12 protein-coding genes are annotated in these 13,569 nt (G+C 71.7%); 4 read left to right on the top strand and 8 right to left on the bottom strand.

What is annotated here, in order from left to right:
• Positions 1 to 272 precede the first annotated feature (272 nt).
• Complete coding sequence (locus tag ACFYMO_RS05425) at positions 273 to 995, top strand: hypothetical protein (protein ID WP_388544362.1); 723 nt, start codon at positions 273 to 275, stop codon at positions 993 to 995.
• Between the two features lie 93 nt (positions 996 to 1,088).
• Here the strand turns inward: ACFYMO_RS05425 and ACFYMO_RS05420 are convergent, their stop codons facing one another.
• The 7 genes from ACFYMO_RS05420 to ACFYMO_RS05390 all read right to left on the bottom strand — a co-directional run bounded on the left by ACFYMO_RS05420 (position 1,089) and on the right by ACFYMO_RS05390 (position 8,594).
• Entirely contained in the window at positions 1,089 to 1,511 is a 423-nt protein-coding gene (locus ACFYMO_RS05420) for an OsmC family protein (protein WP_366769973.1), read from the bottom strand.
• Between the two features lie 349 nt (positions 1,512 to 1,860).
• Positions 1,861 to 4,239, bottom strand: a complete 2,379-nt coding sequence (locus ACFYMO_RS05415) for a chitinase C-terminal domain-containing protein (RefSeq protein WP_388544359.1) — start codon at positions 4,237 to 4,239, stop codon at positions 1,861 to 1,863.
• Positions 4,240 to 4,412: 173 nt separating this feature from the next.
• Positions 4,413 to 5,675 (bottom strand): cytochrome P450, encoded by a 1,263-nt coding sequence (locus ACFYMO_RS05410; RefSeq protein ID WP_366769975.1) that lies wholly within the window; start codon positions 5,673 to 5,675, stop codon positions 4,413 to 4,415.
• Positions 5,672 to 6,292 carry an ATP/GTP-binding protein gene (locus tag ACFYMO_RS05405; RefSeq protein WP_388544356.1) on the bottom strand — a complete coding sequence of 207 codons (621 nt, stop codon included), beginning with the start codon at positions 6,290 to 6,292 and terminating at the stop codon, positions 5,672 to 5,674. Before ACFYMO_RS05405 ends, ACFYMO_RS05410 begins: the two co-directional genes overlap by 4 nt.
• Positions 6,273 to 6,638 carry a DUF742 domain-containing protein gene (locus ACFYMO_RS05400; RefSeq protein ID WP_276473911.1) on the bottom strand — a complete coding sequence of 122 codons (366 nt, stop codon included), beginning with the start codon at positions 6,636 to 6,638 and terminating at the stop codon, positions 6,273 to 6,275. Before ACFYMO_RS05400 ends, ACFYMO_RS05405 begins: the two co-directional genes overlap by 20 nt.
• Entirely contained in the window at positions 6,635 to 7,039 is a 405-nt protein-coding gene (locus tag ACFYMO_RS05395; RefSeq protein WP_074999516.1) for a roadblock/LC7 domain-containing protein, read from the bottom strand. Before ACFYMO_RS05395 ends, ACFYMO_RS05400 begins: the two co-directional genes overlap by 4 nt.
• A gap of 4 nt (positions 7,040 to 7,043) precedes the next feature.
• On the bottom strand, positions 7,044 to 8,594 hold the full coding sequence (locus ACFYMO_RS05390; protein WP_388544352.1) for an ATP-binding protein: 1,551 nt from the start codon (positions 8,592 to 8,594) through the stop codon (positions 7,044 to 7,046).
• Positions 8,595 to 9,445: 851 nt separating this feature from the next.
• On the opposite strand from ACFYMO_RS05390, the gene ACFYMO_RS05385 reads away from it, so the two are divergent.
• Positions 9,446 to 11,062, top strand: coding sequence for a hypothetical protein (locus ACFYMO_RS05385; RefSeq protein ID WP_388544349.1), 1,617 nt, complete (start codon positions 9,446 to 9,448; stop codon positions 11,060 to 11,062).
• Positions 11,063 to 11,183: 121 nt separating this feature from the next.
• A complete protein-coding gene (locus tag ACFYMO_RS05380) occupies positions 11,184 to 12,494 on the top strand; it encodes an MFS transporter (protein WP_388544346.1) in 1,311 nt (436 codons plus the stop codon).
• A 69-nt stretch (positions 12,495 to 12,563) separates the two neighbouring features.
• Here ACFYMO_RS05380 and ACFYMO_RS05375 read toward each other — a convergent pair whose 3' ends face one another.
• Positions 12,564 to 13,124: a carboxymuconolactone decarboxylase family protein gene (locus ACFYMO_RS05375; RefSeq protein WP_366769979.1), complete on the bottom strand. Its 561-nt coding sequence runs from the start codon at positions 13,122 to 13,124 to the stop codon at positions 12,564 to 12,566.
• Between the two features lie 142 nt (positions 13,125 to 13,266).
• Here ACFYMO_RS05375 and ACFYMO_RS05370 point away from each other — a divergent pair, with 142 nt between their 5' ends.
• Entirely contained in the window at positions 13,267 to 13,539 is a 273-nt protein-coding gene (locus ACFYMO_RS05370) for a helix-turn-helix domain-containing protein (RefSeq protein ID WP_366770152.1), read from the top strand.
• Positions 13,540 to 13,569 lie beyond the last annotated feature (30 nt).

The following is a 13,569-nucleotide window of genomic DNA, read 5'->3' as shown; positions in this document are numbered from 1 at the left end:
GCGGAACCGGAATCCGGCACATGGTGGAAGTCCGGTCCGGAGGGCCAGGCGCTCCGGCGCCCGGCCGGGCCGTACCCCAGGCGCCCCGGCGGGACCTCGGTCCGGAAGCCCGACGCCGACACCGACGACGCGGTCGGCCACCACCGCCATCCCCCGCACGTAGCCGCCGGGCACCCGCCCGGTGCGCACCGGTCGAGGTCCCGTCCCCGGGCCCGGGCGGTGCCGGCGCCACCGTCCCGGCGCCGCGTCCCAGACAGGGAGTACCGCCCTCGATGAAGACCCGCCGTATCGTTCTCGTCACCGTCTCCGCGCTCGCTGCCGTCGCCGCCGCGGGCGGGGGTACCAACGCGTTCGTCGAACACGAGGCGCAGCAGCGCGCCACCGAGGCCGTCCGGTCCGAGCTCGGCGACTCCGCCAGCGGCGTGCACGCCGAGCTCACGGACCCACTGGCCGGGTTGAAGACCCTGACCGGCCGGGTGGGGACCGTGCACATCAGCGCGGACGAGGTCCGGCGCGAGGGGACGTCCTTCGCCGTGGACGCGGCCCTGCACGGCGTGTCCACCGACGGCAGCGCGCACTCGGGGTCGGCCACCGTCACAGTGGGTTATGACGAACTGGCCGAGCAGCTGCCCGGGCCGGTGCGGGACATGAAGCCGGGCACGGACGGCAGCCACCTCACGCTCTCGGGCCCCGTGGGCGGTCTCGGGATCCCGGTCACCGTGCTGAACACGGTCTCCGCCTCCCCGGACGGGGGCCTGACCATCACCCCGAAGAGCGTGCGCGTCATGGGTCAGCAGCTGCGGATCGACACCCTGACCTCGCTGCCCGGCATGGACGGGTTCGCCGACCAGCTCGGTCCGCGCACCGTCAGCCTGAAGGACGAGCTGCCCGAGGGCGTCCGGCTCACCGGCGCAGAGGCGGCCGAGAAGGGGCTCGCGCTCAGCTTCGACCTCTCCCCCGGCATGCTGCGGACCTCCGGCGGCGCGAAGGCGTAGCCGAGCGGACACGTGCCCGGGCGACGGAGCGCCGGAGCATGCGAGGCGGCGGCGAGACCGCGGGCCGTCGGCAGCCCGGCCGGGGCGCGGATGTCAGGGGTCGACGAGTTCGACCTCCGCCGACACCGGACAGGAACGCATCGCCTCCCGCACGATGCCGTTCCGTGCGCGCGGATCGACGTGAGGCAGCGCGACCGCGGCGCGGGTGGTGAAGGAGTAGCGCAGCGCGCCCTCGTGGCTGAGGGCCACCTCGGCACGCACCCGGCTGCCGCTCAGGTCGGCGCCCGTCTCGCTGCCGACCACACCCAGTGTCTGATGCAGGCAGGACGCCACCGCGGCGGCGTAGAGCTGCTCCGGGCTCCATTCCGTCCCGTCGTGGGCCGCCTGCGGGCCGGGAGGGGCGGCCACCGGCAGTTCCCTTCCGCCCTCCTCCACGCCCACCCGGTCGCCGTCCGGCGAGGAAGGGTCGCCCTTCACCGAGTAGGCCGCGGTGGTGTGGAGCGTGTGGTGCGACATCGGGATCTCCTTCCGCGGCGGATCGGGCCTCCTCCGCGTCCGGCGGGCCGTTCCGGCCGCGGGCGGACGGCCCGCAGCCGACGGCGGAGAGCGGGGTGCGGTCATCTGCTGCTTCCCGCAGTCCTTCCGTGGCCGCCGGGCGAAAGTCACACGCCCGGTGTCCGGGCCGTGTGTCCGCCGTCTTCCGGAGTCACCAGGACGTGGCGCGCGAAACCTCGGCGTGCCCGGCCCGCTGCCACGCGGCGGTCCGTACCGCCGGGCGGCGCCCCGGAACAGCTGCGGGCGCCGGAGCGCCGTCGGCGGCGGACGGAGGCCGTCCGCCGCCGACGGCCTGGGAGCAGCGTTCGGCTCAGCAGGAGCCGAGGTCCTCCCAGACGCCTCCTCCCCCGCTCGTGCCGGGCTCGTCGCCCTGCGTCCACCACTTGGCCTTCCAGGTATGACCACCGTGCGCCACCACGTCGCCGCCGTGGTAGACGGTGGCGGCCGCCCACGCGTCGCCGGAGCACTCGCCGGGCTCCCCGGGATCGCCCGGGTCGCCGGAGCCGGGTTCCACCACGGTCGTACCGCGCCTCAGGTCCCCGGCGAGCCCGTAGGTCGTGCCGTCGATGGTCACCGTCCAGTTGGACGGGGTCGAGACGGGCAGGTAGTAGACGAAGTCGAGCGAGATCGAGCCGCCGGGCGGCACGGACTGCCAGCCCGGCACCTTCAGTGAGACGCGCTGGAAGTCGCCGTCGAGTCCGCCCTTGTTGGGCCCGCTGTGGCCGCTCTTGATCACCTTCGCGCCGAAGCCGGACTGGTCCTTGGCGTTGTCCGGGGCGGAGGTTCCGTAGTCGAACTGGAACTCGGTACCGCCCGGCAGCGTGGTCCCGGTGTTGTTGGTGATCGTCAGCTTCGGGCTGATGGGGTAGTTGGAGTCGCCCAGCGGGAAATCCCCGAAGGAGACGTCGATGTCGACGGCGTCGGCTGGCAGGTCGGTGCCCGCCCGCCGCGCACCGTACGGGGAGGCGGACTTGAAGGCGTCGTACATGACGGTCGTGAGCGTGTCGCCGCTCTCGTACTGGCCCTTGTCGTCGTTCCAGCCGTAGTCGCCCGCCAGTTCCCAGACCATCGTGCCGCCCAGGCCGCGGTCCACCACGTAGTCGGCCTTCGCCGCGACCGACTGCTCGTCCTCGGTGGAGAGGAAGACCTTCTTCTTCTCGTTCCACAGCCAGGGCGCCACGAGCGTCGAGTCGTAGTGCCGGGTGTAGGTGCCCTCCAGGGAGGTGTCGGCGGGGAAGCCGTAGTCGGTCACATAGTCGCCGACGACGCCCTTCTCCAGATTCTTGGCGTGCCACATCGGGTTCGACCCCGCGGGGGACTCCTCCCCGTTCGCGTCCTTGTCGTGCCACAGGTTGTCGATGCCGACGGCGCCGTCGCCGCACGTGCTGAGCCCGGACCCGGCGGGGCAGTCGGACGAGGGCGCGGTGCCCCAGAGCCCGTCGGTGCCGCCCTGCACGTTCTTGTGCCCGCGGGTGTAGTAGGGCAGTCCGATGTTGATGCGGCCGGCGGGCATCGATCCGCGGAAGTAGTGGTACGCCCAGTCGGTGTTCAGATAGCCGATGCCGCCGTACTGCGAGGTGTTGTAGACCCCGGCGGCGGCGAGTTCGCCGTCCTTCCCGTCGTCGAAGAGCGAGGCGTTCGGACCGACGTACTTGTTCCAGGCGCCGTGCAGGTCGTAGGACATGATGTTGACGTAGTCCAGGTACTTCTGCATCTGGTACGTCTCCATGCCGCGCAGCAGCCATCCGGAGGCCGGTGCGGCGGCCGTGAGCAGGTAGTGCCGCCCGTCCTCGGCCCCGGCCCGGTCGAGCTTCTGGCGCAGCGCCTTCATCAGCGCGTCGTAGCCCTTCACCAGGCCCGCGCGCCGCGGGTTGGCCAGCGACCAGTCCAGCGGGTTGCCCGCGTCCTTCATGCTGGTGGCGTACTCGTAGTCGATGTCGACGCCGTTGAAGCCGTAGGTGCGGACGAAGTCCACCGCGGAGTCGGCGAACGTCTCGATGCCGGTGCGGTTCACCGAGCCGTCGGAGTTCGTGGCCATCGAGTAGAACCCGCCGGAGGCCACCCGCTCCCCGTCGTCGCCGAGGTAGCCGCCGCTCTCCGCCCAACCGCCGACGGAGATCATGGTCTTCACGTCCGGGTGCTGCTTCTTGAACTTGTTGAGCAGATTGAAGTGGCCCTTGTAGGCGTACGCGGGGTCCATTTCCGCGCCCTGGACACCGGGCCAGGTCATCCCGGTGGCCGGGTTGTCCGCGCCGTCGGCGCCGACCGAGATCCGGTTGTCGCCGCCGACGTGTGCGAAGGCGTAGTTGAGGTGGGTGACCTTGTCCCACGGGATGTCGTCGACGAGATACGCCGGGTTGCCGTCCTTGCCCGTGCGCCAGCTGCTGAAATAGCCGATGACGCGGCGCTGATGGTCGCTGCCCATCTTCTCGCGCCCGCTGTCGTCGTAGACGGAGCAGTACGGGACGTCGACGCCCGGCGTGGAGTAGAGGCCGTCGGGACGGCAGGACTCGTCCGCGCCGGCCGGTGCGGACGCGGAGTTCGTACCGGAGGGGGGTGCGGCGTGCGGAGCGGCTGCCGCGGGGGCGGTGAGACCGCCGAGCAGCAGCGCCGCGGTCGCGGCCGCGACCGCGGAGAGCGCGGCTCTCCCGCGTCTGAGCGGGGTTCTCCCGCGTCTGGGGGACACCATCTGTTCCTCCTGGGGGGTCGGTGTCGCACCGGGCGGCGGCCCCGCGACGTGCCGCCTCCGCGAGGCCGCCACAGATGAAGGTGACGCAGACCTTAAATGGACTAGACCAGTAGGTCAATAGGTCTGTACCAAAGAACCGGCCCGTCGAAGCCGCGCCGCCCCCGACTCCGGCGCTACACCGGGAAGGTGACGGGAAGGCGGTCCAGTCGGGTCTCCCAGGTGGAGGCCGTGTCGGTGAGCTCGGCGGGATCGACCGCGGGCCGCAGACCGGGCAGCCGGTGCACCAGTACTTCCACCGCCGTCTCGATGATGGCCTGCCCGATGGCCTGCCCCGGGCACTCGTGCGGGCCGCTGCTGAACGCCAGATGGGCCTGGTTTCCGCGGACGGCCGTGCCGGTGCGCGGCCGGATCTCCGGGTCCAGGTTCCCCGGACCCAGTCCGAGGATCAGCAGATCGCCCGCCTTGACCTGCTGGCCGCCCAGTTCGCAGTCGGCGGTGGCGAACCGGCCCGGCAGCACGGCCAGCGGCGGCGAGTTCCACATCATCTCCTCGACGATCGCCGTGACGGTCAGCTGCCCGCTCACCAGATCGGCGAGATGGGAACTGCTGCTGAGCACCGCCTGGAGCACCCGGGCCAGCAGATTGCTGGTGGTGGTGTGAGCGGCGATGAGGACGAGGCGGAGGTGGTTCTGCACCTCGCCGTCGTCCAGGCAGGCGGGGTGTTCGATCAGTCCGGTGGCGAAATCGGGTCCGGGCTCGGCCCGCTTGTGCGCCGTCAGACCGGCGAGGACCTGCATGATCCGCTCATTGTGTTCGACGGCGCCGTCACCGCCCCGCATCATCCTGGCGCAGGACGCCACCAGCTGCTCCCCGTCCGACTCGGGCAGCCCGAAGAGCCGGGTGAGCACCAGCATCGGCAGGTGTTCGGAGTACTGCGGGACGAGGTCGGCGCGGCCGGTGTGCGCGAAGGCGTCGATCTGCTTGTGCGCGAAGTGCACGACGTGGCGGCGTATCCCGCGGTTCGCGACCGTCGCCATGCTGTCGGTGACCGCGCCGCGCAGCCGCTGGTGGGGCTCCCCGTCCTGGGAGAGGCAGTCGGGCCGCCAGCCCAGCATCGGGATGAGCGGGGACATCTCCTCGATCCGCCCCTCCTGCCAGTCCCGCCACCGTCGCGAGTCCCGGCTGAACTGGCCCGGGTTGTCCAGCGCCCGCCGGTTCTCCCGGTAGCCGAGCACCAGCCAGGCACGCACGTCCCCCTCCAGCAGGACCGGCGCCACCGGCCCGTACTGCTTGCGCAGCCGCGAGTAGGTCGCGTACGGATCGGCCGTGGACTCCGCCGCGTACAGCCGGGTCGCCGCACCGGTGTGCCCCACCGGGCAGCCGGCGGGCGGGAGCGGCGCCTCCAGGCGCGTACCGTCGGAGGGCTGGGCGTTCATCGGGACTCCAATACGGCGGCGGAGCGTTCCTTGACGTGGCGGATGAGCGTGATCAGCACATCGCGACTCGACACCCGGTCGCGTGCGTCGCAGTCGACGATCGGGGTGGCGGGCGTGACGGCCAGGGCCTCCCGCACCTCCTCGGCCGGGTGGCGGCGGGCGTCCGGGAAGACGTTGACGGCGATGACGAACGGGACCTCCAGGCGCTCCATCTCCTCGATGGCACGGAAGCTGGACTGCAGGCGACGGGTGTCCACCAGGACGACCGCGCCGAGCGCGCCCTTGAACAGCCCGTTCCACAGGAACCAGAACCGCTCCTGGCCCGGCGTGCCGAACAGGTACAGCACGAGCTGCTCGTTCAAGCTGATCCGGCCGAAGTCGAGGCTGACCGTGGTGCTCTTCTTGTCCGCCACACCGACCAGGTCGTCGACTCCGGCGCTGGCCTGCGTGAGGGTCTCCTCCGTGGTGAGCGGCACGATGTCGCTCACCGAGCCGACCATGGTCGTCTTCCCCGTGCCGAAGCCGCCCGCGACCATCACCTTGACCGACCGGCTCCCCTGGTTCAGCGCGTCCGCCCGCTGCGGGAACGCCGGCTGGTCAAAGCCGTTGAAGTCCACTGAGTACCTCCTCGAGAAGCGCGAGGTCGGGGCCGGGGTCGCCCGTACCTGCGATCGGATCACGGGCTTCCACCCGGCCTGCGCCCAGCAGATCGGCCACCAGCACCGCGAGGATGTTGAAGGGCAGCCGCAGGTGCGCACCCAGTTCGGCCACCGACAGCGGGTCGCGGCACCAGCGGAGGATGGCGTCGTGCTCGGGCTGGACCCCGGGCTCCGGCGCGGAGCGGGCGACGAGCAGGGTGGCCACGTCGAGGGTCGCCGCTCCCCCGGGGGTACTGCGGCCACCGGTGAGTACGTAGTAGCGCTCCAGCCCGCCCGGGCCCGAGCCCTGCCGCGGCTGGGTCATCCAGGCTGCCCCTGCCGCGGCACGGTCCCGAGGAGGTCCCCCATCCTGCGGGCGCAGTCCCTCATCTGGTGCCCGAGCAGGCCCTGGTCGAGTCCGGACCTGGCGAGCACGCCCAGGTATGTCTCGGTTCCCGCGCGGACGACGAACAGGTGCCCGCCGTCCACCTCGATCCCGGCGAGCCGGAGCTGGCCGTTCTCCTTGGGGAACTGCTCGGCGACCGGCTGGGCCAGCGACTGCAGGCCCGCGACGATGGCGGCGAACCGGTCGGCGTCGTCCGGGTCCGCGCCGTAGGACGTGATGGCCTTCCCGTCGGAGGAGGCCACCAGCGCGAAGCGGATCTCCTGGATGCTCTCCGCCAGTTCGCGGAGCGCCCAGCTCAGGTCGGTCTGGTGCTGCGTCATGTGGCTAGTCACCCTCTTGTCGGTCATCGAGGCGGTCGTGCGGGTCGGGGGCGGAGGAGGGGCCGCTGCCGGAGACGAAGGCGGCCAGTCCGGCGAACGACTCCTCCGGCGGTACGCCCGGGTCCTCGCCGGCCGGGGCGCGCATGCCGTGGCGCACGCCGGGTCCGTCCGCGGACTGCTTGCTCCGCTTGGGCAGACCGCCCGGCGTGGTGCCGCCCGGCAGCAGCTCCTCGTCCGGTACCTCGTCCGCCGGCGGGCTCACCGGGACCGGTGCGGGCCGCCGCCGGGGGATGGCGGCCCGCACCGAGGACGGGTCGGGATAGCGGGGCTGGTCGAGGGGCTTGAAGTACTTGTGCGGCACCACGACGACGACGGCGGTGCCGAGCCACGGCGAGTGGTCGAAGGTGACCGTGATGCCGTACTTGCGCGCGAGGTTGCCCACGACCCGCAGGCCGAGCTGGGCGTCCTCGGCCAGTCCGCCCGGGCCCGAGCCGACGGCCACCCCGTCCAGCAGCCGCAGCGCCTGGCGCCGCTTCTCCTCCTTGAGCCCGGTCCCGGCGTCCTGGATCTCGATGCCCAGCCCGTTGGGGACCTCCCGGCCGGAGACGATCACCGTCTCGGCCGGGGGCGAGTACCGCGTCGCATTGTCCATCAGGTGGGCGAGGATCAGCGTGAGATGGTCGACCAGGCTGCCGTCCACGCCCAGCTCGGGGAGGCTGCGCAGCTGCACCCGCTTGTACTCCTTGATGCGCGCCATGCCGCCCCGGGCCACGCTGATCAGCGGCTGGTGGGTCTGCCACTGCCTGCCCGGCCGGTCCGCTCCTCCCAGCACGACGATGCTGGCGGCCAGGCAGTCGGCCGGGCCGATCTCCTGGTCGAGCTGCATCAGGTCGCGCGCCACGGTCGGCAGGTTGCCGTGCACGCCCTGCATCTCGTGCAGCTGGGCCCGGATCTTGCTGGTGTAGACCTGCATCCGGCTGCCGATGCTGACCACCGACTGGCGGGCCGAGGTGCTGCGGTCGAACTCCTCCTCGATGGCGATCATGGCGGACCTCAGGATCTTCCGGAAGGTGCCGCGGAACTCCTCGGGCACCTCGGGGTCCTCGGCCAGCGGCCGCAGCAGGTCGTCCATCGCCTCGCCCTGGCGCAGCGCGTCGATGGCCGTCGGCAGGAACTCCTCCGGCAGCCGCAACAGTTGCACCCGGTGCCGCTCGGTGACGTCGGTCAGGCGCGCCTGCAGGGCCGACAGCTCGGCGGTGTACTTCTCCTCGACCGAGGCCAGCCACCGCTCCCACTGCTCCTTGTCCCGCATCGCCTGGTCCCGGTGGCTGCCGGCCGCGTGGCGGAACCGGCGTTCGCAGTTCAGCAGGCGCTCGACGCACACGGCCGTGGCCGCGGTGGCCACCGCTCCGGCGATGAGGACCGCCGGCTGTGCCCCGGCCGACCCCGCGACCACCGCGACGGCCGTGGCCACGCATATCGCTACGGGAAGTGCCCACCACGCGTACCAGGCAGCGGGCAGCCGGGCTGCGGGTGGGGTCGTGGCAAGTTCCATCTGGGTCCTCAACCAATTGCTCGGGCGGGGCGGGTCGGAATCGCTCTTCGGACGGCCGGATCCATGACCGGAGACGGCTCTCGCCGAGTGGTCCGCCGACACTTCCACTTCCTTTCGAAAAGTGCTCCAGAAGCGGTGTGACGGCAGGCCACAGCTCCCGGGAGCGCGCCAACCCGCCGGGAGTCGGGGAGTTTAGCCAGGCGCGGGGCTGCCCCGCAGGAGATGCCATGTTCCGCCATACATCCCGGACTTCCGTTCGAACAGCCCTGGGTGAAATCCGGTTCCCTTCGGCCGCGGCGGCCCCGGCCCCCGGACTCCCGCGGCAGCCGACGGGCGATCCGCTCCGACCTGCGGGCGGGGACAGGCGAGGGCGCTTCACCTCGCGCACTGCGGGTGTCATATGCCACCCGCAGTCACCGGCGGAACGGCCGGGATTGTTCGAACAGTTCTCCGCAGTAATTTGTTGATGATTCTTGAACATCTACTCACGTAGGAGTTCTTTTTCTGGTCTACTTTGATCGTCCTGGATCAGTCACATGAGCCAGGCACATACCGCGTACACACCCCGGATGCATCCGACGATTATGGGGAGACTCCTCTGGTACCGGCAGGACGTCCCGCCGGCCTCGCGGCCCACCCCACGAAGCGCGTGACCGGAAGGGCCCTTCTGCCTGCCGACCTGCTTCGGACAGGTCATCGGCGAACGTCCGGATCGGCACCCCACCCGAGGAGTGCGCTGAGCCGCCGCAACCGCGCGCGCTTGTCATGCGCGCAGCACCACCGTGGGCGACCCCACGAGCAGGAGGGACTCACCGATGGAACGAAGCGCGACCAGTGGCGAACTGGCAAACATGATCAAGAATATGATCAGGAGTTCTACAGACGATTTCAAACAACGCGAGAAAGCCGGCATCGCGCGTCGCGACACGGCAGTCCGCCGGGAAGAGCGGCATCGCGCCACATTCGCCGTGGAGGGCGCGCTGCGCCGGACACCCCGGGAATTCACCGCACTCGACGAGCACGGGGCGGAGCGCCTGCGGCGGCTGGAGGCGGGCCTTGCCGTGGTACAGAACGACTTCCCCGGGCTGGAGACCGGCGTCGACCTGTGCCGGCTCTCGTGCACGTTACTGGAGGGCGCCTGGCGCGAGCGCGCCGCAGGCCCGGACGCACCCGCGTACGACGACACGTGCGCCTGTGCCCTCTGCGCCCACTTGCCCGAGCCCCTCCCCCGCGGGCTGGAGGACTACGACTGGCGCAGGAGCGACGGACGCCCGCTGAGGGTCAAGACCTGGCCCGAGCGCAAGGAACTCGACAGCGTGCTGACCGGCGGCTGGGTGTGGACCCGGAAGATGAACGACTCCGAACGGGACCTCGGCCTCCGCTTCCGGCACCAGGACGACATCCTGGTGCTCCACGAGTACAAGCGCGTCGAGGCGGCGATCGAGGTGTCCGAGAGCGCCCGGCGCGTGCGGCGGGGGCTCGCGCGGGACCGCACGAGCAACGGGGCGCGCGCTCTGCTGTGCGGGCTCTACGCCGCCCACAAACGGTCGGTCGACGAGTACTGGCTCGCACAGCATCTGGCGGGCACGGTCACACTCCCCCAGCGCACGCCGCTCGACAAGCCCTCCTACTCGCTGCTTCAGCTCATGGACTGCCTGTTCTGGCACGTCTCGCCGGACGAGGAACTGTGGCAGGAGGAGCACCTGGCGGCGCTGGTCCTGTGCCGCGTGCTCAACGACATGACCGACGTACGCGCCGACGCGGTCACCGGTGAGGCCAGCAACTTCTGGCTGAGCTCCATGTCCACCCACGACAAGGCGCTCTACGGCGCCTGCGTCGTCGCACTCCTCAAGTACGGGTGCCTGCCGGAGTCCCACGACCTGCGCTGGAACTCCTGGCTGATGAACACCACCGTCGTCTGGGAAGGGCTGACAGGCCGGCACGCCCTGTGGTTCGACGGGATCACCGACGGCCTCCGCGCACGGGAGGACTGCCTCCTGTGCGGCATCGAGCCGAATGCCTGCACCGGCCTGCTGACCGAGGGGGTGGCGCTGGAGGTCGGCGACATCCCGCTGGTGGAGCACCTCGGTGCCGCGGCGGCCGCGCTCTCGGCTCGCTGCCGCCGGGAGCAGCCCGCGGTCTGGCGGCTCTTCGACCGTGAACTGGCCGCCTTCGAGGCGCTGCACGGCGAGTGGCGCGGCAACGTCGGTTCGGTCTGGGAGATCCTGCGCCGCACCTACGTCGCCGGAGTCCGGGCCTGCCTGACGGGCGGCCGCGGCGCCCGCGCGGTCCAGACGGACTCCGGGGAGGTGGGCGCGGACCTGTTCCACACCCTGCACCGGCCGCCCGCCTGCAAGGAGGACACGGCCCTGCTCTCCTACATGTTCGGCTGCGCCCATCCGCACTTCCTGTGGAATGCCCAGGGCTACGCGCCGTCCGCGGTCGCCGGCGACTGGCTGGACGGCTGAGCAACCGCCTCCGGTCGTCAGGGAACGCGCAGGCAGCGGTGCCGGTGGACGCGGGTGCCGGCGCCGTGAGCGTGGCAGGAGAGTGTCCCGTGGCGAACACACCGAAGGAGTGACCCGACACATGGCGAGCCGCCCGCGGCCCTCCCCCCGCCAAGCACTGCGGCAGGCGGCCGTCCTGCGGGAACGGAACTTCCGCGTCTTCTTCATCGGCTGCACCACCTCGATGCTCGGTACGGCCATGGCGACGGTCGCGCTCGCGTTCGCGGTCCTGGAGGCCACGGGCTCGCTCTCCGACCTCAGCCTCGTGATGGCGGCGCGGATCGTGCCGCTCGTCGCCCTCCTGCTGGGCGGCGGCGTCCTCGGCGACCGGCTGCCCCGGCGGCTGGTCATGCTGTGCTCCGACTGGCTGCGCGCACTGACCCAGGGTGTGCTGGCAGTCCTGCTCCTGACCGGCTCGGTCCGGCTGTGGCAGTTCCTCCTGCTGGCCGCGCTCGGCGGCGTCGGCGAAGCCTTCTTCAAGCCCTCCTTCGACGGGCTGCTGCCGCACGTGGTCTCCGCCGCGCGGCTCCCGGACGCCAACACCATGGTCGGCCTGGGCAACTCGGTGGCGAGCGTGCCGGGTCCCGCGCTCGCGGGGGTGCTGGTGACTCTGACCTCCCCCGCCACAGTGCTGATGGTGGACGCCGGAACCTACGCCGTGTGCGCCCTGTTCCTGATGCTGCTGCGCGTCCCGCCGTCCCGGGCGGCGGTCGCCGGCACCGGTGTGCTGCGCGAGTTGCGGGAGGGCTGGGGGGTGTTCACCGCGCACCGGTGGCTGTGGACGGTGACGCTGCAGTTCACCATGTTCAACTTCGTGGTCTGGGCGCCGTATCTGGTGCTCGGACCGGCCGCCGCGGAGGAGAGCTACTCCGGAGCCGGCTCGTGGGGCGCGGTCATGGCGGTCTACGGCCTCGGCTCCGTCACCGGCGGGCTGCTCCTGCTCGGCCGGCGGCCCTCGCGGCCCCTGCTGGTCACCACCCTGGTCACGGCGCTGTGGGCGGCCCCTTCCGCCGCACTGGCCGCCGGGGCACCACTCGGGGTGGTGTGTGCCGGTGCGCTGTGTGCCGGGGTGGCCAACTCGGTCTTCAACGCCCTGTGGATGACGACCATTCAGCAGTACGTGCCGCGTGCGGCGCTCTCGCGGGTGATGTCCTATGTGTCGTTCGGTGCCTGCTCCATCGGCCCGCTCGGCCTGGCCCTGGCCGGACCACTGGCGGAGCGTACGAGCATCTCGACGGTGCTGGCCGTCGGGGTCTGCTGGCAGGTGGCCGCCAACGCCTGCGTCCTGTGCCTGCCGTCCGTGCGCGGGGTGCGCCTGATCAGCGCGGCGGGCAGCGCGCCGGTCGCGGGGCCCGCCCGGGAGCACACGCCCCAGGGCGGGCCCCCGGCCTGACCGTGCTCTTCCGGGTGACCGGGGGCCGACCGGGAGCGGCGCCGAGGACGGGGCCGAGGTACCGGGAGCTCAGCGGGAGGGGAACGGCGGCGCCCAGGGCTCACCCTCCAGCAGCAGCCCGTTGGCCAGGCAGCTGATGGTCCGGTACCAGCCGATCAGCACGAGGAGCTCCAGCAGTTGCGCGTCCTCGTAGTGGGACCGCAGCGCGGTCCAGGCGGGCTCGGTCAGCCGTGCCGTCTCGTGCAGTTCGTCGACGGCGTCCAACAGCGCCGCCTGCCGGGGTGTGAAGACCGGATCGGCCGCCGCGCCGGGGTCGAGGGTGGCACGCAACTGCTCGGGGCCGAGTCCGGCCTGCCGGGCGAGGGTTGCGGCGTGCACACCCCACTCGTAGGCGCAGTCCGCACGTGCCGTCACCCGCGCGATGACGAGCTCCCGGTCGACGGCGGGCAGCGAGCCGTGGCCGAGCAGACCGGCGCCCAGCGCGAACATCCGGGAGGCGAGCGCGGGGTTGCGGTGCAGCACCCGGAAGAGCGCGAGGGGCTCGTGCGGCACTCCCGGGGGCATCCAGCGATCCAGTGCCCCGGCGATGTCGGCGGGGTACGGAGGAGTGAGCGGTTCGATGCGCGGCACAGTGCCTCCCTGCTTCGATTTTCGAACCACTATGCTGCTTCGACAGCCGAAGCACAAGAGAAGGGAGCCAGGAGTGGACACGGGAGCCGCAACACCCCGGCCCGGTACACCGGTCCGCGGATCCGCGTCGGGCCGCCCGATCATGGCCGCCCTCGATCTGCTCGGACGCCGCTGGACCATGCGCATCGTCTGGGAGCTCAGCCAGGGCCCGGCCGGATTCCGGGAGCTCCAGCGCCGGTGTGAGCGGATGTCCTCCAGCGTGCTGAGCACCCGGCTGGAGGAACTGGCCCAGGCCCGGCTGGTCACCCCGCGGGACGACGGATACCACTTGACGCCGCTCGGCGAGGAACTCGTCGACGCCCTCCGCCCGCTCGGCGACTGGAGCCGCCGGTGGGCGGCGGCAGGCGGCGCCTGAGGCGCGCGCACGGCAGGCGGGCCCCGCACG

It is taken from the genome of Streptomyces sp. NPDC007025 (assembly GCF_042869455.1).
GTDB lineage: Bacteria > Actinomycetota > Actinomycetes > Streptomycetales > Streptomycetaceae > Streptomyces.
The sequence above is the reverse complement of the archived record's forward strand: the minus strand, read 5'-3'. Positions and strand labels throughout refer to the sequence as shown.